Origin of the sequence: Streptomyces sp. NPDC046909 (assembly GCF_040644695.1) — a bacterium.
Lineage (GTDB): Bacteria > Actinomycetota > Actinomycetes > Streptomycetales > Streptomycetaceae > Streptomyces.
Genome location: NZ_JBEYXC010000005.1, coordinates 783,913 through 801,832, shown reverse-complemented (window position 1 = coordinate 801,832; position 17,920 = coordinate 783,913). Strand labels below are relative to the sequence as shown.

Annotated in this window: 16 protein-coding genes; 13 read left to right on the top strand and 3 right to left on the bottom strand. The window is 69.7% G+C overall.

What is annotated here, in order from left to right; translation table 11 throughout:
* Window positions 1–322 precede the first annotated feature (322 nt).
* The 6 genes from ABZ928_RS20695 (at window position 323) to ABZ928_RS20670 (ending at window position 5,046) form a co-directional block, all read left to right on the top strand.
* Window positions 323–1,795, top strand: coding sequence for a ParB N-terminal domain-containing protein (locus ABZ928_RS20695; protein WP_361520641.1), 1,473 nt, complete (start codon window positions 323–325; stop codon window positions 1,793–1,795).
* A gap of 82 nt (window positions 1,796–1,877) precedes the next feature.
* Window positions 1,878–2,255, top strand: a complete 378-nt coding sequence (locus ABZ928_RS20690) for a hypothetical protein (RefSeq protein ID WP_361520639.1) — start codon at window positions 1,878–1,880, stop codon at window positions 2,253–2,255.
* A 127-nt stretch (window positions 2,256–2,382) separates the two neighbouring features.
* Window positions 2,383–3,003, top strand: a complete 621-nt coding sequence (locus ABZ928_RS20685) for a hypothetical protein (RefSeq protein WP_361520636.1) — start codon at window positions 2,383–2,385, stop codon at window positions 3,001–3,003.
* A gap of 53 nt (window positions 3,004–3,056) precedes the next feature.
* On the top strand, window positions 3,057–3,668 hold the full coding sequence (locus ABZ928_RS20680) for a cell envelope biogenesis protein OmpA (protein ID WP_361520633.1): 612 nt from the start codon (window positions 3,057–3,059) through the stop codon (window positions 3,666–3,668).
* Between the two features lie 29 nt (window positions 3,669–3,697).
* Window positions 3,698–4,504 carry a hypothetical protein gene (locus ABZ928_RS20675; protein WP_361520630.1) on the top strand — a complete coding sequence of 269 codons (807 nt, stop codon included), beginning with the start codon at window positions 3,698–3,700 and terminating at the stop codon, window positions 4,502–4,504.
* A 44-nt stretch (window positions 4,505–4,548) separates the two neighbouring features.
* A complete protein-coding gene (locus tag ABZ928_RS20670) occupies window positions 4,549–5,046 on the top strand; it encodes a single-stranded DNA-binding protein (RefSeq protein ID WP_361520627.1) in 498 nt (165 codons plus the stop codon).
* A gap of 325 nt (window positions 5,047–5,371) precedes the next feature.
* Here ABZ928_RS20670 and ABZ928_RS20665 read toward each other — a convergent pair whose 3' ends face one another.
* Window positions 5,372–6,016: a nitroreductase family protein gene (locus tag ABZ928_RS20665; protein ID WP_361520625.1), complete on the bottom strand. Its 645-nt coding sequence runs from the start codon at window positions 6,014–6,016 to the stop codon at window positions 5,372–5,374.
* A 79-nt stretch (window positions 6,017–6,095) separates the two neighbouring features.
* Here ABZ928_RS20665 and ABZ928_RS20660 point away from each other — a divergent pair, with 79 nt between their 5' ends.
* The 7 genes from ABZ928_RS20660 to ABZ928_RS20630 all read left to right on the top strand — a co-directional run bounded on the left by ABZ928_RS20660 (window position 6,096) and on the right by ABZ928_RS20630 (window position 15,334).
* Window positions 6,096–6,776, top strand: a complete 681-nt coding sequence (locus ABZ928_RS20660) for an IclR family transcriptional regulator C-terminal domain-containing protein (protein ID WP_361520622.1) — start codon at window positions 6,096–6,098, stop codon at window positions 6,774–6,776.
* A 325-nt stretch (window positions 6,777–7,101) separates the two neighbouring features.
* Window positions 7,102–7,461 (top strand): hypothetical protein, encoded by a 360-nt coding sequence (locus tag ABZ928_RS20655; protein ID WP_361520619.1) that lies wholly within the window; start codon window positions 7,102–7,104, stop codon window positions 7,459–7,461.
* 381 nt (window positions 7,462–7,842) lie between these two features.
* Window positions 7,843–8,154, top strand: coding sequence for a trypco2 family protein (locus tag ABZ928_RS20650; RefSeq protein WP_361520616.1), 312 nt, complete (start codon window positions 7,843–7,845; stop codon window positions 8,152–8,154).
* Window positions 8,138–12,310: a trypsin-like peptidase domain-containing protein gene (locus tag ABZ928_RS20645; protein WP_361520614.1), complete on the top strand. Its 4,173-nt coding sequence runs from the start codon at window positions 8,138–8,140 to the stop codon at window positions 12,308–12,310. The genes ABZ928_RS20650 and ABZ928_RS20645 overlap by 17 nt, the downstream gene beginning before the upstream one ends.
* A gap of 648 nt (window positions 12,311–12,958) precedes the next feature.
* Window positions 12,959–13,303, top strand: coding sequence for a hypothetical protein (locus ABZ928_RS20640; RefSeq protein WP_361520612.1), 345 nt, complete (start codon window positions 12,959–12,961; stop codon window positions 13,301–13,303).
* A 124-nt stretch (window positions 13,304–13,427) separates the two neighbouring features.
* A complete protein-coding gene (locus tag ABZ928_RS20635; RefSeq protein ID WP_361520609.1) occupies window positions 13,428–14,159 on the top strand; it encodes a hypothetical protein in 732 nt (243 codons plus the stop codon).
* A gap of 260 nt (window positions 14,160–14,419) precedes the next feature.
* Window positions 14,420–15,334, top strand: coding sequence for a replication-relaxation family protein (locus tag ABZ928_RS20630; protein ID WP_361520607.1), 915 nt, complete (start codon window positions 14,420–14,422; stop codon window positions 15,332–15,334).
* Between the two features lie 617 nt (window positions 15,335–15,951).
* On the opposite strand, the gene ABZ928_RS20625 is transcribed toward ABZ928_RS20630, so the two are convergent.
* Both ABZ928_RS20625 and ABZ928_RS20620 read right to left on the bottom strand, forming a co-directional pair.
* On the bottom strand, window positions 15,952–16,518 hold the full coding sequence (locus ABZ928_RS20625; protein WP_361520604.1) for an NUDIX hydrolase: 567 nt from the start codon (window positions 16,516–16,518) through the stop codon (window positions 15,952–15,954).
* Between the two features lie 18 nt (window positions 16,519–16,536).
* Window positions 16,537–17,874: a transcriptional regulator gene (locus tag ABZ928_RS20620; RefSeq protein ID WP_361520602.1), complete on the bottom strand. Its 1,338-nt coding sequence runs from the start codon at window positions 17,872–17,874 to the stop codon at window positions 16,537–16,539.
* Between the last annotated feature and the right edge of the window lie 46 nt (window positions 17,875–17,920).

The following is a 17,920-nucleotide window of genomic DNA, read 5'->3' as shown; positions in this document are numbered from 1 at the left end:
GACCAGCTCGGACCCAACACGTACCGGGCAGTTCCCTCTTTCCCGGTCAGCGCCGAGCGAGCCGACACCCTGCTCCCGCAGGTGAGGCACCTGGGTCACGATCCTGTCCGGTCCGCGCTGGCACATCGTGCACGACCTGAGCTGAGGCCGGAACCCGTCGGCCGAGACCGCTGCACTGACCATCACCCCCCAGAAGCCGCGTTTGCGCAGGTCAGATGGCATCTACCCCTCACCCGTATGCACACTATTATTGCATTTAAAGCGAGAGGGTGACACCCCAACCGCCCCATTGCGCCGAACAGGCAAGGAGAAGGAGAGCTCTATGGCCACCGCCGTCTCGGCCCAGTCCACCGAACCCGTCACGCACGAGGAGGAAGTCGCGCCGCAGATCGTCCTGCTCGATCCGGCACAGGTGGTGCGTGACGAGCAGAACGCCCGCGAGACCGACACCGAGCCGGACGAGGAGCTGATCGCCTCTGTCAAGGAGATCGGTGTCGAGGAGAGCATCAGTGTCCGGCCCCGGCCCGACGGCACCTACGGCGCGTTCAAGGGCTGGCGGCGTGCGCAGGCACAGCAGATCGCCAACGACACCGCCGAACAGGACGGCCGCCCGGTGCGCAGGATCAAGGCGCACGTGCGGGAAGACCTGGTCGGCCGTGACGGCTGGACCCGGTTTTTGTCCCTGGTCGAGAACAAGCACCGCGAGGGGATGAGCGAGCGCGACATCCTGAGGTCGCAGGAGCTGTCCCTGATCGACATGAGCGACGTCGAGCGGCGCCAGGCCACCAGGGCTCTCGGCGTCAGCCGCGACGCGGCCACGCATGCCAAGACGGCGCAGCGGCTCGACGACGCCACCCTCAGGCGGGCAACGGCCGAAGGCATGGACCTGGAGCAGACCGCCCAGCTCGCCGAGGTCGAGAACGTGCCCGGTGCGGAGCGCCGTCTGCTGCGCGCGCTGGGGCGTGACCACGAGGAGGGCAACGGCGGGCGCGGCCACTGGGACCAGGAGTTGGCGCTGCTCAAGGCCGAGCAGGCCGACGACGACGCCCGGACCAAGGCTGAGGAAGACCTCAGGAAGGCGGACATCCCGCTGCTGGGGCAGCCGGGCTGGGGGCAGAAGGACACGTCCAGGCCGCTGGCCGAGCTGACCACCGGGCTGGGCAATCCGCTTACCGAGGTCAACCACAAGAACTGCCCCGGCCACAGTGCCCGGCTCGATGACGAGCACCAGCCCGTGTGGCACTGCTCCGACCCGGCCGCACACGGTCACAAGGTCCGCCCGCAGCCGAAGAAGCCCAGGACGCAGGAGGACGAGCAGCGGGCGGAGGAACGCCGCAAGGTCATCGCCTGCAACCGGGCGTGGAAGGCCGCCGCCGGTCCCCGTCAGGACTTCATCGCCCGGCTCGTGCGCCAGAAGACCCTGCCGGATGCGGCCCGCGTCTTCGCGCAGGAGATCGTGCTCACCGTCCCGTACTTCTACAGCTCCTGGGCCGACAAGCACGAGTCCGAGACCGTCGCCCGCTTCCTGGGCATCAAGGAGCCCGAGCACGCGGACCTGGCCAAGACGGCGGTGCAGCTGCCCAAGGCACGCGTCGTGAACGCGCTGTTCGCGCACATCGCCGCTGCCTGCGAGCACGACATCCGCGAGCCCAAGACATGGTCGCACCTCAATGGGCGGCAGGCCCGCTACCTGCTGCTCCTCGAAGCGCTCGGCCAGGACGACAACGGCAGCTACCGGCTGTCCGAGGTCGAGAACCAGGCGGTCGCCCGCCACCGGCCCGAGGCCGCCGCCTGACCGGACCTCCCCGCAAGCCCCGGCCGGGCACGCCCGTGCCCGGCCGGTCCCCCACCCCCGCGTCACAGAGAGGCGACCTGGCATGACCGTCACCATGGACGAGGTCCTCGACTTCATCGGCAAGCTGCCGGATGCGATCCAGGTCGCGAAGGTCCAGGAGGCCTCCGCACTGCGGCTCAGCGCGATCGACAAGGAAGCATTCGCCGGTCTCGTGCCCGGACGCCGGGCACGGATCACCGACTCGCTGCGCCCGGCCCTGCTGCGCGGTCTCACCGGCACCGTGCAGGAGCGCAACCACACCGGCAGCCGCGCACGCTTCCTGCTGGACGAGGAGTCCACCCGCACCCTGCGCCGCGACCCGCGCAACACCAAGTACCGCATCCCCGAGGACATGACGCGCTTCCGGCTCCCGGGCAACGGCGTCCCCGTCTCCTGCCTGGACGTGACCGAGGACGACTGACGGGCCCGCACGCCCGCACCCCGCCGATCAACCGGCCGGACCGCTCCCACCCCAGTACGCGGCGACCGACAGCGAACTCGTCGGCGACATCTTCCCGCTGCCGGAGGAGCTCAAGGCGGACCCGTCCTTGCGCGAGCTGTACGGGAGCCGCATCCCCGACACCGCCCTCCCCGCGCTGGTGCTCTACCCGCTCAGCTGGGCGGGCGCCTGCGGGCGGAGCGGCCGCCGTCGGCTGCTCCGCCCGCGGGCCGTCAACTCTCCCTTTCCCGAGGCCCCTTCCTGGCCACCGTCCGCACGAAAGCGACGTGGCATCGCCGTGTCCGCCCCACCACAAGCCCCCCGCGAGGGACCGCAGGCCCCGGTGCTGGTGATCAGCGACAGCACCGACGACGATCCGGTCGGCCTGCGGTCCAGCCCGGTCCCCCGCCTGCACCTGCCATCGCCGTTGTTCACCGCCGAGGAGTACCAGCGCGCGCCGCTCGTGCTCCTGGACGACCGCAGCTACACCGCCTTCACGCTCCGCCACGTGCCGCACCGCCCAGGGCTGATCGTCGTCCTGGTCGACCCCGACGACGGCTCCATCTACCCCCGGGCCGCCGCCATCGGCGCGGAGGCCGTCCTCCGGGCCGGAGACAACCTCAACTGGCTGCATCTGCGCCTGCACGACGCGACCGGCTGCCGCTACGCCCACTGGGAAGCGCTCCTGACCGACGGCCCCGACGACCCTCCCCCACCGGCCCGCAGCTGACACCCGGCAGCCGAGCCCTGGCGGCACACCCCCGATCCGAAGGAACTCTTCCCATGCACGCGATACCCCAACGCTGTGCCCACCGGCCGCTGTCGGGCGGGCTGGTCGTGCCGTACGTGACCCTGATCCACGACGGTCACGCCGCCTTCGGTGTCCTCGACGCCGACAAGGCCATCAACGCCTTCCTACGGCGCCTGTGCCAGATCTGCGAACACCCTCTCGACGAGCGGTGCTTCCTACTCGTGCGCCCCGCCGACATCGTCAAGGGCCGCTCCCCGGAACCCGCGCTGCACCCCGAGTGCCTCCCCTACACCGCCGACCACTGCCCCATGCTGAACGGCACCCTCACGCACTACCGCCGCAGCCCGGTGCTGGCCCGCCACCCGGCCGGACGGCCGTGCTCCGATCCGTCCTGCCTCTGCCCCTCCCGCACCACGGACGAGGGGCACGCCGCCCGCAGCGGCAGCCCCGCCGACCGGTACGAGGCCTGGATGATCCACACCCGGAACTACCAGCTGATCTCGCTGCCCGAGCGGCCCGACGTGCCCTCCGGCATCAGCCTCGACGTGCCCGTCCTGCGCCGACGCGTGCTGCGCACCGCGACCCTCACCCCCGACCAGCAACACCTGATGGACCTCTTCAACAGCCTCACGAACGGGGCCTGACCGCCCCGCCGCCACGAAAGGAAACCGTCATGCCGATTACACCGGACCCGGCCACGCCCGCAGGCGGGGCCATCATCGATCTGGCCGACCTGATGGACGGCCTCCAAAAGCGCACCGGCGAATGGCCGGGGGCGGACACCGTCAGCATCCTCGAAGGGTGGCTGAGCCGCTTCAGCTTCGCCGTCGAGGAGAACCTCACCCCGCAGGTGACCGGCCGCGCGTGGCTGCTGCGCCAGTGGGATGGGCACAGTGACGAGGTCACGCTCTGGGCCGACGAGGCCTCCGCGCTCGCCTCGCTCGCACAGCACGTGCGCAGCGCCTGGGACGACGTGGCGGGCGAGGACGGCGCCCCGTTCCGTCCGCCCGCCGACGACCGGACGGCCGTGGACCTCTTCTACGGGTCCAGGGAGGACATCGAGGGCTACACGCTGTACGACGCGGACATCTCCCGCTGCGTGCTCGCACCCCGAAACCCCAGCCTCTCGGACGCCGAGGAGTGCGCGGCAGCGAACAGCACGGCGGTGTTCCACGCGATGCGGGGACCTGACGACGAGGGCCTTCCCTGCATGGAGATCGCGGGCATCCTCGTGTTCGCCTACCTCGACGCCGACCGCCAGGCCGTACGGGTCTCCGTCCATCTGGACACCACCGACGAGCAGTTGGTCCGGGCCGACAGCACAATCCCGCTGCTGGTGGAGATCGAGGACGCCACGGTGTTCGACAACCTCACCCCGCCGCCGGCCCCGGCGCAGCCGACCGGATGGAAAGCACGCTTCCGGCGCCTCACCCGCCGTACCGCACTCTCCCGCGGCGGGAAGCGCCGACAGGAGGGTTGACCATCCTTCGAAAGACACTATTATTTTAAATAGGAGGTGTTCGCATGGCCCCGTCCGTCACGCACATGACCGGCACCGTCGCCGGTGGCGTAGAAGTCCGCTTCACCCAAGACGGCATCGCCGTCTGCCGGTTCCGCCTCACCGAGACCCCCACGCAGTGGGATGCCACCGCGCAGAAGTGGCGTGACCTGGAGCCGATCCCCTACATCTGCACCGCCTGGCGGGACCTGGCCAGCAACGCCGCCGAATCGCTCGTCGACGGGGTCAGCGTCCTGGTCAAGGGGCGCATCACCGGGGTCAAGGACGACTCCATCTACCTGAGCGTCGACGACCTCGGCATCAGCCTGCGCAGGCGCATCGCCTACACCGAGACCAGCCTGCCCAGCCCGATCGCCGCCCGCCCTGTCACCGCTCCCGCTGTTACCGCTCCCCCGGCGCCTCAGCCCGCCGCTGCGTCCCGACCGGACACCGGGCGACCGGGCAGCCCACCCGCCCGGTGGGAGCAGCAGCGGTCCGCCAACCGGTCCCAGCCCGGCCACTGAACCGCAGCCGCCGACGGCACCCCTTCCCGCCGGCCGCTGACCACTTCCCCTTCGCCCGCCCCCGGCGCGGCACCGGTCCGCCTGCCGGTGCCGCGCCCTGCCCGAAAGGCCCGGCCACCCATGCCCGCACGCGCCCTGTCCGCCAGATAGCACTTTTTCGCCCGTGCGGCCATCACGACGACTGGCCCGTAGGGCGATCAGCCCCAACACCCTCGCCCGGGCTGGCAGGTGTTCGGTCACCGGCTAGGGGCCGGTCACCTCTGCACCGACGATCCCCAGTCCATCAAGGAGTCCGGGACCGGCGTAGCAGGTGTGTGCCGCCTGTTCACCAGGTGTCCCAGTGCAGCACCTGCTCCCTCGGGATGCGGCGGGCCGGGCGGAAGTCGGTGCCGAGGGTGAACGCCACCGGGATGAACGCCGCCTGCATGACGTCGTCGTAGGGGATCCCGAGGACGCGGGCCGACTCCTTCTCGTGGACTAGGTTGCCGGTGGTCCAGCAGCTGCCGAGGCCGCGGGCGCGGGCGGCGAGCATGAAGCTCCAGACGGCAGGGAGGATTGAGCCCCAGGTGCCGGCCTGCTTCAGGATGGGCGCGTTGTCGGTGCGACCCTCCACACAGGGCACGACAATCGCCGGAACCTCGTGGATGTGCTGGTAGAGATGGGCGGCGCCGGAGTACACCCGTTCCATGTGCGCCACGTGGGCTCGGCGCACGTCCTGTTCGGGGACGGGGTCGGAGACGCCCGGCGTGCGCATGCCGTCGCGCCACACCTCGGCCAGCGCGGCCCGCCGCTCGGGGTCGGTCACGATCACGAAGTGCCAGCGCTGGCGGTTGCGGCCGGTCGGGGCCTGGACCGCCAAGTCCACACATTCCTCCAGCAGTTGGCGAGGCACGGGCCGGGTGAAGTCGAGGCGGTGACGGACCGCCCGGGTGGTCGACAGGAGTTCGTCGGAAGAGAGGTCGACAGGCATGTGTTGACCTTCGCGGGGCGTGCGGTGCGGCGACAACGCCGGACTTTCACTGGATGAAAACGAAAACGCGGGGTGCGAAATGGCCGAGAGCGTTGCCGGGCGGGTCTTCTCAGTGCTGGACGCGTTCGTTGGCGCGCCGGCCACGCTGCGTCTGACGGAGATCGCCCGCCGGACGGGACTGCCGGTGCCGACGGCACTACGGATGGTGCGAGAGCTGGTCGCGTGGGGCGGGCTGGAGCGGGCGGCCGATGGCTCCTACCGCCTGGGCACCCGCATCCGCGCCATCGGCGCCGCGGCCCCCTGCCCGCGCGGCCTGCTCGACATCTCACTCCCCGCCCTCCGCACGCTCACATCCCGCACCGGCGGCCACGCGGACATCGCCGTCCCCTCCGGGGGCACAGCCCTGTGTCTGGTCAGCGGCAAACGTCTGCCCCTGTACGCCACGTCGGCCGGCAAGATCCTCCTCGCCCACGGCCACGGCCCGCTGGCGGAAGTACGACGCCACACCCGCCACACGGTGACCGCTCCGGGCGCCCTCGGCTCCCAGCTGATCCGCATCAGGGAGACCGGCTTGGCCACGGCCCACGAAGAGTACGTACTGGGTGAACTCTCCTTCGCTGCACCGGTGTTGCGTCACGACCGGGCCGTGGCGGCGGTCTTCGTCACCCTGCCCACCAGCACCCCGCACGACCGCGTCGACAGCGCCCTCCGCGAGGCGGCCCACACCATCGGCCGAGGAATCGCCAACCCACCGCGATAGCCGCACCGACCGCCCCCGACGTGCCCACGGCCAACTATGCACGAGGTCGCTAGCCTGCAGCCATGGCCCCGATCCCGTGGGGCAAGTTCCCCACTGTCGCAGAACACCAACTGGCTCGCCGGTGCCTGCAGTTCACAGCCAACATCGGGCGAGCACCCAACACGGTCGACGCGTACGGACGGGCGGTCGAGGACCACCTGCGGTTCTGTTCAGCTGAAGGCACGGACCCGCTACCGGCCCGCGCGGACACCGTCGCCGCCTGGATCAGGAACATGCTGGACCGACCATCGCGTCGGGCTCCGAAGGCTCCGGCTCGTACCCGGCAGTGACGGCGCAGTTCGGCCTGTACGACGTCGTCGACGGCCAGCGGCGGCTGTGCGGGGTGACCGTGTTCGCCGTGCCGGTCAGCACCGCCGTCCTCACCAAGCCACTGCCCGAGCTCCGGCCGTTCACCGAGTCGTTGGTGTGCTCGCGGTTCGTCCTGCTGCATGAGTGCCCGGCGAATTCGGAGTCATGGTTCCTCGCGAACTGCCTCAAACGCCTGCTCGCCAGCGGTGTACACGGGGGCGTCTCGTTCGCGGACCCGGTCCCGCGCCGGACCGCGTCGGGAGTTCTGGTCATACCTGGGCACGTCGGCACGATCTACGCGGCTTATGCGGGTGCGGACATGTTCAGAGTGCCTTGAGGCTGCTTTCCATTGCACGGAGGGGGCAGTCGAACTCTCTCGGGGGGATACAGGCTGCCCCGAGTTGTGCTCACTGTGTGTGACAGGGGCTGTATCGCGTTGATGGCGAGCGATGATTCCGTGTTGAGGACGCGACGTGCAGCTCGATCGACCAGGATAAGAACGCGTTCTCGGAGGCGTTCGGCGACAACAACTGGCGGGCCCCGCCCCGCCCTCGATCAGTGGGGCACGCCAGCCGGTCTTCCCCCGTTCGGCCGGGGCGCGTTGCGCGGGCGGGTCACCGCGAGACCGGCAAGGCGCACTGGCCTGGGTGCTCTCGGAACCAGTATGCGGTGCCGGGGGCTTGTAGCATCTGAGCACCGCCACACAAAGGGGGGACGCGTGATTGAACTGGCCGACATGATCCGGGAGTTGCGGGAACAGCTGACCAGTGCGCTGGCGGACGGTGACGGGCGGATGCTGCGATTCGAGCTGGGGCCCGTCGAGGTCGAGGCGTCGGTCGCGGTCACTCGGGAGGACGGCGGCGATGCGAAGGTGCGGCTGTGGGTCGTGGATGCCGGGGCGAACGGGAAGTACGGGCACGCCGAGACGCAGCGGATCACGCTTACGCTCACCCCCAAGGTTGTACCGCCTGGCGGGGGTTCGGGGGAGCCAGCGATGATCACGGGTGACGTGGTTGACGACGAGATCTGAGCGGGGGCTGAGCCCGGAGCGGGCCGCGGAGATCATTGTCAGTCTGCCGGACGGGGACGGCAAGGGGCGGAGGGGGTCCGGGTATCTCATCGCGTCGGGGACCGTTCTCACGGCGGCACATGTGGTCGCGGGCGCGGGTGGCGTCCGGGTCCGCTTCCAGGCCGACCGGCCGGACGAGAGGGTCGTCGAGGCGACGGTGGCGTGGGCGCATGACGGCATCGACGTCGCCGTACTGACACTGCCGGAGACCGATGCCGTTGATGCTGCTTCCTTCGGCGCCGTCGGCGAACAGGACGCCGTGCTCAGCTGTACGGCGATGGGTTTCCCGCGCTTCAAGCTCCGCACGAACGCAGCAGGCGGACGCTTCCGGGACGCCGAGCACATGGACGCGAGATGCGCGGTGCTGGCCAACCGGCGCGAGGGCACCCTGGACTTGAGGATCGCGGCGCCGCCCGCCGATGATCCGGAACCCGAGCGGGATGCCTGGGAGGGGATGTCGGGGGCGGCAGTCTTCAGCGGCGGACATCTGGTCGGTGTCGTGAGCCGGCATCACCGCAGGGAGGGGACAGGACGCGTCGCGGCGGGGCGGGTGGACCGGTGGGCAGATGCGCTGGGCGCGACGGATACAGCCGCTCTGTCCCAGTTGTTGGGGCAGGACCTCGGGGCGCTGCCGTCCGCCGTGCCCGTGGGCTCCCTAGACCTCGTCCAGGAGGTCTATCGTGCCCAACTCTCTGATATCGCACCTGAGTTGCTGGACGAGCGCGAGGCGGAACTCGCGGACCTGGTCTCCTTCTGCAGCGGCCCGGAGCGGTACCTTTGGTTGCAGGGTCACCCCTGGGCAGGAAAGACGGCACTGGCGGCCTGGTTCGCCCTGCATCCACCGCGCGGGGTCGTGCCGGTGTGGTTCTTCATCACCGCGCGATATGCCGGGCAGTCCGACGGCGACGCGTACACGGCGGCGGTCGTCGACCAACTCGCGGCCATCGTGGGCCGCGCGCCGCTTCCGCCAGGTTCGGCGGCGGCCCGGCATGGCGAACGCCGCTTGCTGCTGGAGCAGGCGGCGGATCGGGTCGGGCGGGACGGCGGCACACTGCTGCTCGTCGTCGACGGTCTGGACGAGGACCAGTCCCGGGTACCGGGCGGGTCGGGGACCAGCATCGCATCGCTCCTGCCGGAGCGGCTCCCGCCGAATTTGCGTGTCCTGGTGACGAGTCGGCCGAGCCCCGGCATTCCGCCGGACGTTGGTGGCGGACATCCGCTGAGGCACTGCCCGGTCGTGGAGCTTGCTACCTCGCAAGCGGCCCGCCACACCGAGCACGAGGCCAGATACGAACTCCAACGCGCGCTCTCCGGTGACCAGTTGGAACGGGACATGGTCGGCCTGCTCACCGCCGCGCGAGGCACGCTCACGGTCGATGACTTGCGTGAACTGACGGGCGAGCCCGGCCATGCGCTGAGGCGGAGCCTTGGTAACGCGTTCGGCCGCATCCTGCGTCTGCGGGGCGCCGGTGTCGACAGCGCCGACGGCGACGTGACGTCGTACACCACGAGCCGTGGCTACCTCTTCGCCCACGACACACTTCTCGTCGCCGCCCAGGAGGAACTCGGGCCAGACGTAGACGCGTACTTGGCGCGCGTGCATGCCTGGGCGGAGACCTACGAGCGCCGGGGCTGGCCGCAGGAGACCCCGCAATACCTGCTTCAGCCCTACGGCCGCCTGGTCATGCTCCTCCAGGACGCGCGCCGGGCCACGGCCCTCGTCACGAATGCCCGCCGGCGGGAAAGGCTGCGGGAGGCCACGTGGAGCGATGAGGTGTGCCTTGCGGAGATCGCGACCGCTCGCGAGACAGTCCGGCGGGTCGCGCCCGACGATCTGGGGGCACTGGGCGCGCTGGCGGCCGCGGGGTATCTAGTAGCCGCGCGTAATGATGCACTGAATCGAGACATCCCGGCCGTGTACGCGCGCCTCGGTCGGGTTCGGCAGGCCATCGGCCTTGCCCGCAGTGTCTCCGTGCCCGAGTACCGGGCCTGGGCGGTGCTCGGTGTGGCGCGGGTCCTGGCGGAGGCGGGTGACCAGCGGGCGGCGGGGCTGGCGGAGGAGGCGGCGCGGCTGGCGGAGGAGGCGGTGGCAGAGCCTCGGGGGGGCGGCTACCTCACATACAGGGGCTCGGTGGCGCAGGGCACGCGAGCCACTGCTCTGGCGCTGGCGCGTCGCGAGGAAGAAGCTTCGCGCGAGTTCGATGAAATGCCTAGGTCGTCTGACTACCGCTGGGAAGCCACAGCCTGCGTCAAGGCATTGGTCATGACCGCCACCGCTCTGCGGAACCCAGCGGGTGTGGTCGGCCTGCTTCGGCTGGCGGAGGAGACCGCCGAGCTGATCAAACTCGTTCCGTACCGAGTCCGAGTTCTGGTGAGCGTCGCCGATGCGTGGTCGGACTGCGGCTTCCCCGATGACGCGTCTCGGCTCTACGACTCGGTTGTCGGGCTCGCCCAACGTGACACGAGCGAACTCGACAATGTTCCTGCGGCTGTCTGGGCGGCGCTGTGTGACAGGCATCCCCATAAGGCCCGGAAGATGGCTTCAATGGCCGCAGCGAAACTGAACAGAGGACAGCAGGAGACCGAGGAGGAGGGGTGGGAGATAGGCGCCGTCTGGGCGTTGGTCGCCGCAGAGCGGATGACAGATGCCCAACAGCTTGCCGACTCCGCCTGGCACGACATCGAGGAAATCTTTGGTTTCACCTGGTTGATGCTCGCTGAGGCGTGGGCCCGCAAGGGCGCGGCGGCTGAGGCCTGGGCGGCACTCGAAACCTTCCTGGAGACGACGTTCCACCTCCGCAGCGAGACCGACGATGCCATCCAGCGAGTCACCGAGCTCCTCTCAAGGGCCGGTGCCGCCGAGCAGTTGGTCACCGTGCTGCTGACCCGGGAGTACACCTCAGTGTGGGACGGGTCATGGAGTCAGGCCGCCGTAGCGCTCGTCACTCTCGCCGACCACTGCGCCACTGACGATCCGCAGCGATCGCTGGACCTGCTCCACATGGCGGAGCACGGACCGCGGCCAACGGCCGTACTGTTTCCCGAGCTTCATCAGGGCCGGCTCGCCGCCCTGGCGGCTGCCCTCGCCGCCATCGGTCGGCCCGACGAGGCGGAGCGACTCGCAGCGGCGATCAGTACGATCAAATGGCGAGCCTGGGGCCTTGCCGCCGTTTCCCTGGCTGTCGCGGACAGCAATCCGGGCCGGGCGCTGCGTCTCGCCGAAGGAGCCGCCGACCTGATTGCCGAGATCGACGAACCCGTCGAGATCGACGAACCCGTGTTGGACGAATTCCCCATCGAGACTGTCGTCCAGGCGCTGGGGTGGGCGGGCGCGGCCGAACGCGTTGCGGACATCCTTGGGGCAAGAAGCGGTCCGGCGACGTATGACGAGCGTCATGCACGCGTGGAGGCTGCCGCGGGGTTGTGGCCACACGATCCGGAGATGGCTGGGCAACTGGTGGACGACGTGCTGCTTCACGCCTCCCAACATGATCTCGTGTATGTCCCGTCGCAGCTCATGTCCCTCGCACCGGTGCTCGTCGCTGTGGGGTCACAGCACAGCGAACGCAGTGCACGTCTTGGGCGACTTCTGGCCGACCTGGATGAGAACCACGACGTGAACCGGCCGGTCATGAGACAGGTGCTGCTCAGCCTGCTGACCGCTGCGGCCGACCCGGCCGCCGCCCGCAGCCGCCTCGACGCGGCAATTTCTGAGCGGTCCGACTTCCCCTCGGCAATGAGAGCGGCGGCCATCGCCTATGCCGCGCTCGGGGACCACGATACGGCCTGGGCCATGGCTCGGCGCGAAGAGGACACGGAGCAACGCGCGAAGCTCTTCGCCCACCTCGCCGCGTACGTAGCCGCACTGCCCGGAGACCGCGTACCGGTCCCGTTCTCCAGCTTCTTCGACAGGCACGACGAGCTGCTCACCCGCCGCCTGGCCACTCTCCACCATCCACCCCCCTCCGGCCCTGACCTCCCCCGCGCACGAGCCCTCCTCGCAGAGGCCCTCACTCCGAACTGCTGGCACCACGCGGTCCCCGTACTCGCGGTGATCGACCCCGACGCTGTCTTCCGCGTACGGGACGTCATCTTCGCTCACTTGGGGTTCAGCTGATGCTTGCCTCGCTGTGGGGGAGGTTCAGGTCCTTGGCCTGCGGCAGTACCTGGCTGGAGTATGTGCCGGTCGACTTGACCTTGGTGAAAGGCAGGGCGACCACTGGGAGGAGAGTCCCGTTGGGGTGATCTTTCCCAGAGCTGCGAACTGTGCTGTGGTTGAGCAGTGTCTCCTCAACTGACCGCGTTGCCGACCATGCGAGGAGTTGTAATGACCGCCGCTGCCCCATGGGCCGCCCTTCGAGAGGACGGAGTGGCTCACCTCATGATTACTGCTGCGGACGAGAAGACGATCCGTGCCATTGTTACCAGCCTCGGCCAGCACCACACTGTGCAGGAGCCCGAGGTACGGCCGACGAGCGATGGTGTCGGCGCGGGCTGCCGTGTGTGGACTGCAGGTGGGTGGGAGTACTGCGGAGAACGGACAACGGACAGAAACGAACGACCCCCATAACGCCGCCACCAACGCGCTCTACGCCAGCCGGGCCACCGCCCGGACGGTGAAGCTCCTGCCGGACGGCACCGTCTTCCACTACACGGGACTCCAAGGCCCGCACCGGGCCGGGCGAGCTCCTGCACAGCGCCGCCGGGTGCGACGGCTGCCACTGACCACCACACCGCGCACCGCCCCTCTGGGGGGATACTCCTCATGATAACGACGACCACCCAGCGCATCCTCGATCTCGCTGCAGCGGCACCGGCCAGCCACGGCGAGGACCTGGTGCTGCTCCTGGGCGAGGCGAACGAGCTGTACCAGCAGGGCCTGCAGGAGCTGCACCGGGAGGTGGCAGCACGTCTCGACGGGCTGGCCACCGCGGACCTGCTGTTCGCCGCGGACACCGCCGGCATGCCCTGTGACGCCACGCAGGGCCGCGACGAGGCGATCCTGCTGCTGGCCCTGGTCGAGTGGGAGATGACGCCGGCCGCCATGGCCTACACCGAAATGGCCGAGGACGCCGCACGCCGCGGCATCTGCCTGATCCCCGAAGAGTAGGCCCGGGCGGCCGGCCGGGAGAAACCCCGGGCCGCAGGCTGGACCTCCCCCCGCAACTCCTGCCATTATTTGTTTTGCGGGCCGGGCTGGCCGGCCCGCCGCTGACAGGACGGACGGTTGTGCCATGACCTCGCGCCGCGAGCCTCGCCTGGCCGACGCTGCCGAGATCGCGGCCGAACACGGCCTCACCTCCGCGCGCGTCAGCGGCCTCTACACCGGCCGCACCGAGAACGCCACCGGCAAGGCCTTCCCCGAGCCCGTCGCCATGCGCGGCCGCGCCCGCCTGTGGGACCACGCAGAAGTCACGCAGTGGTTCGCCCACCGCGCGCCCGCCCGCCTGCAGGGGTACAAGCCGCCCGCCCGCGATCCGGAGGAGCTGCTGAACGCGGCGGACGCCTCGAGGTTCCTCGGCTACAAGAACGCCAACCAGGTCACCACCTTCGTACGCGACCACCCCGGCTACTTCCCCGAACCGGACGTCGTCGAGGAGATGGGCACACCCGACAACCCCTACCGCCGCCAGCAATGGCGCGTGCAGACCCTCCTGAACTGGCTGCAGACCCGGCCCGGCCGCGGCCGACGGGCAGGAAACAAGGCGGCGCCGCCCCTCCCCGACATTCCCGTCGACGGCGACCCCGACGAACTCCTGGGCGCCAGCGCCGCGGCCGCCCTGCTCGGGTACAAGAGCCTCGGCTCCTTCTCCAGCAGCCTGTCCCAGGGCAACCTCCCGCTCCTGGAAACCACCGACGGCGTCGCCGAGCACGCCGGCCGCCAGAACGGACGCCGCCGCTGGACACGCCGGCGCATCCTCGAACAGGCCGCGCAACGCAAGCCCCCCGGCCGCCCCCGAGAGTGAGCGGACTCCCGCCCACCACCCCCTGAACGCGGCCCCCGGTTAGGGGAGTTGGTCCCTTGCGGACCGGGCGCCGCACGATGGCCGGCACGGCGTGGCTCGCCACCACGCCCCGCAGCAGCAGATGCTGCTGCGGACCGGCCATCGCTGTCCTCTGACCGCCCCGGCCACGGCCCCGACCACGACGTCGTTCTCGGGTCGTGACCGTGGTCGGGGTCCCGTGGTCGGGGGCCGGGTCGGAGGCTGAGGGTTGCCTCCCCTCCATGACCCGTTCCCCTTCCGATACCGCGGCCGCCGAACTGGCCCCCAGCCCTCGTGAACCGCTGCGCCTGCAGGTCCTGACCGCGCTCGCCCTGCACCGCATGGCCACCACCGGCCAGCTGCGCCAGATGCTGCGGCCGGACGGCACCCGCCAGTTGCTCTCCCGAGTGCTGAACAAGCTGCGCACCACCGGCCTCGTCGACCTCACCCCGCTGCCGGACGCGAACCGCTCTCGTACGCACGCCTGGTACCTCACCCCCGAAGGGGCGCGCGTGACCCGCGACCTCCCCGTCCTGCGAGGGCGGCCCCCCTACCCCATCACCTCGACCACCGCAGCATCGCTGAAAACACCGCACACCCTGACCGTCGTACGCACCCACCTGACCTTCGCGGCAGACGCCCGCCGACTCGGGCACGAACACGGCCCCTGGGACTGGACCCCCGAAGTGGCCCACTCCATCGGTGAGGCCGAACGGCTCGTCGCCGACGCGGTCATGCACTACACCGTCGTCGACGGCGAACACCGCCGCAAACTGCGCGCATTCGTGGAAATCGACCGCACCACCATGAGCAGCGAACGCCTGGCCGTAAAACTCATCGAATACGCCCGGCTCTTCCACTACGAAGCCCAGCCCGTCGGCCGCCGCAGACCCGTCTCCACCGGCCCGGTCTGGCTCCGTTGGTATCCCGTCTTCCCCCGCGTCCTGTTCATCCTCACCGGCGCCTCCCGCTCCAGACTGGAAGGCCGCATCAACGACCTGCAGGCCATGACCGCCCAGCACCCGCTCGTCGCCGCCCTCGCACGGGAGGTCCAGCTGGCAGCCTCCGTCCTGGAAGACATCGAGGAACACAGCCCGTCCGCGCCTGTATGGGTACCGCTGGCCGGGGGCGAACCCCGCCCCTGGACCGACCTGTGATCACATCGACCACGCGCCTAGAGCGGAGGCGACCGCGGCTGAACGCGCTCGCCCTGGTGAGCCCGACTCGTGGGGCCGCCAACTTCACAGGACTGTACGTTTCGATGCGGCACCGTGTGTGAGCGACTACCGCACCCCACCAGTAGCGTGAAACCAAGCAACTCAACTCCACCCAACTCGGGGCAGTCCGGAGCCTCCATCAGACCCGGAGCGGTTCAGTCCGCCGGATGCTGTTGGTGATCTTCACCCGGTGGGATGAAGATCACCAACAGCATCCGGAACTGCGGCCAGAACCGTTTTCAAATAGCGCCATCACCAACAGGGCTCCGGTGCCGATGGGTTGAGACTTCGAACACCTCCGTCAACGGCGCGAGAGCCTTGTGCGTTGCGGTCCTCATCCCGAACCGGTCTGGGGCACTCGATCAGTGGCCACTCTCAAAGCGCTCAGTGACAGCACCCTGCTCCGCGGCCTGCTGAACCAACGACCGCGACCCTTCCAAGTGCGCGCTGGCGGAAGGCCGTTCCGAGGAGCCGGGTATGCAGCATCCTGACGAAACCGGACCGCTGGCGCTCTGCCGAGAAGGCCACTCGCGCCCTGCGCCGGCCTGCCCGGGCCGTTAGCCGAGACGAAGGTGATGCAACATCAAGAGCGCGGCCACTGCGTTCGCCGAGCGGACCTCGCCGCGAGTCACCAGCTCGGGAACCTTCCCCAGCGGAACCCACTCGCGGCGCGCGGACTCGATCGCGTCGACCGGAACGTCCCGTACCTGCTCGGCCTGGTCGGACCAGTAGACGCGATGGTGACTCGTGGAGATCCCCGGCATCGGGTCGACGGCAAGCAGGAGGCGCATCGGTCCTGGCCGCCAACCCGTCTCCTCCTCGAACTCCCTCGCGGCCGCGACAGCAGGGTCCTCGCCCTCGCCCGTGCCGCCCGACGGGAGCTCCCACCCCCAGGCACCGGTGATGAACCGATGACGCCACAACAGCAGCACCTCGTCCGCCTCGTTCACCACCGTGGCGACAGCTACCGGGCGCAGCCGGATGACCGTGTGATCCAGGTGCCGCCCGTCGGGCAGCGCCACATCGGCCATCGCGACGTTGACCCACCGGTTCTCGTACACGGTGCGCTCGCCAAGGTTCCGCCACACAGACACAGTCCGGCCTCTCGTCGGGTACCACCCCATCCCAACATGCCGCGAGGGCTACAGCGGAATGCGCAGGGTGTCGTCGATGCGGCCGACTACTTCCGCAACGATCGTGCTCCGGGTGGCCGCGAGGTTCTGTCGTACCGAGGTGAGCCGGTCGTACAGCCGGTGGGACTCCATGCCCTGCACTGTGTCGAGCATCAGCTTCGCCGTCCCGGCCGCGCGATCGACCTCGCCGGCGCGCAGCTCGCAATCGGCGAGAGTTGCGAGGCGATGTACCCGGCCGCGGGCATGGGTCTGGGTCGCGGCAGCTTCGGCGGCGTACTGCTGCGCCGGGCCGGTATCGCCGAGCCGCATCAGTGTGTCGGCGAGCGCGTTCTCCAGCAGGCCGGGTTGTACGTATCCGGTCTCGGCGGGTTCCTCGTCGGGGCGGATCAGCCCGGACGCAGTCTCGGCGGCGGTGATGGCTCGGTGCGCTGCTTCCTGGTCCCCCATGCGGGCGTAGGCCTTGGCCTGCATGGCGTGCAGGTCACAGGCGAGCGCGGGGCTGATCGCCCTTCCGGCGGTTCGTAGACCGGCCTCGGCGAACGCGATGGCCTGCCGGTATTCGCCCATGAACAACGCGTGGTTGACGAGCAGCGCTATCACGTACCCGCCGAACGCACGGTCGCCGGAGGCTTTGGCGAGCCGGAGGGCTTGGTGGTAGTAGCGCTGGGCGAGGCCCTGGGCGTTCGAGTCGTAGGCGCAGATGCCCGCGATGGCGACCAGGCCGCCGACGGCACGATGCAGCTGGCGTCCGGTCTGATCCGAGTAGGTGCCCCGCATCAGTGGCGCTGTGTCTTCTACAAGGAACCGGAGGACTCTGCCGCGGGTCGCGACTCCGCCGGCCTTCCGGTACATCTGCTCGTAGTGGCTGCGCGCGGTTCGCAGTTGCTCGACATCGGGCAGGCCCACCCGGATCGTGCCGCGGCTGCTGACGTCGTAGTCGTCTGGTGGGTTTTCCCATTCCCACACGGGGCCGACCGCAGGAAGACCGGTGATCACGGGCGCTCTCTGCAGGTCGTCTCGTTGTTGGTGGTCGCCCCGCCACAGGGCAGTTGCCTTGCCGATGAATCCGTCCAGGGGAGTGCCCGCGGGTTGGGGCGCGGACCGGGCGCCCATGCCGATGTCCTCAAGCGTGAGTCTCCGGCCCAGTCTGGCGCTGAGGACCTCGGCGATGATGTCCGGTGTGCGGCCGCGTGGGCGCTGGCCTCGGAGCCATCGGATGACGGAGCTGTGGTCGTAGCGCATCTGCTTCCCTTGTGCTGCTCCCGCGCTGTTGATGCGCGCGGCGAGTCCCACACGGGACATTCCGGCCTCGTCGAGTAGTGCGTCAAGGAGTGTGTTCGGCTCCATCAGTGCCCCCGATTCACTCAGTGTGTGGAGCGTACGGCTTTGCGTT

Coding starts and splice junctions, on each gene's coding strand:
- ABZ928_RS20695 (WP_361520641.1), top strand. CDS start 323: ATGGCCACCGCCGTCTCGGCCCAGTCCACCGAACCCGTCACGCACGAG.
- ABZ928_RS20690 (WP_361520639.1), top strand. CDS start 1,878: ATGACCGTCACCATGGACGAGGTCCTCGACTTCATCGGCAAGCTGCCG.
- ABZ928_RS20680 (WP_361520633.1), top strand. CDS start 3,057: ATGCACGCGATACCCCAACGCTGTGCCCACCGGCCGCTGTCGGGCGGG.
- ABZ928_RS20675 (WP_361520630.1), top strand. CDS start 3,698: ATGCCGATTACACCGGACCCGGCCACGCCCGCAGGCGGGGCCATCATC.
- ABZ928_RS20670 (WP_361520627.1), top strand. CDS start 4,549: ATGGCCCCGTCCGTCACGCACATGACCGGCACCGTCGCCGGTGGCGTA.
- ABZ928_RS20665 (WP_361520625.1), bottom strand. CDS start 6,016: ATGCCTGTCGACCTCTCTTCCGACGAACTCCTGTCGACCACCCGGGCG.
- ABZ928_RS20660 (WP_361520622.1), top strand. CDS start 6,096: ATGGCCGAGAGCGTTGCCGGGCGGGTCTTCTCAGTGCTGGACGCGTTC.
- ABZ928_RS20640 (WP_361520612.1), top strand. CDS start 12,959: ATGATAACGACGACCACCCAGCGCATCCTCGATCTCGCTGCAGCGGCA.
- ABZ928_RS20635 (WP_361520609.1), top strand. CDS start 13,428: ATGACCTCGCGCCGCGAGCCTCGCCTGGCCGACGCTGCCGAGATCGCG.
- ABZ928_RS20630 (WP_361520607.1), top strand. CDS start 14,420: ATGACCCGTTCCCCTTCCGATACCGCGGCCGCCGAACTGGCCCCCAGC.
- ABZ928_RS20625 (WP_361520604.1), bottom strand. CDS start 16,518: ATGGGGTGGTACCCGACGAGAGGCCGGACTGTGTCTGTGTGGCGGAAC.
- ABZ928_RS20620 (WP_361520602.1), bottom strand. CDS start 17,874: ATGGAGCCGAACACACTCCTTGACGCACTACTCGACGAGGCCGGAATG.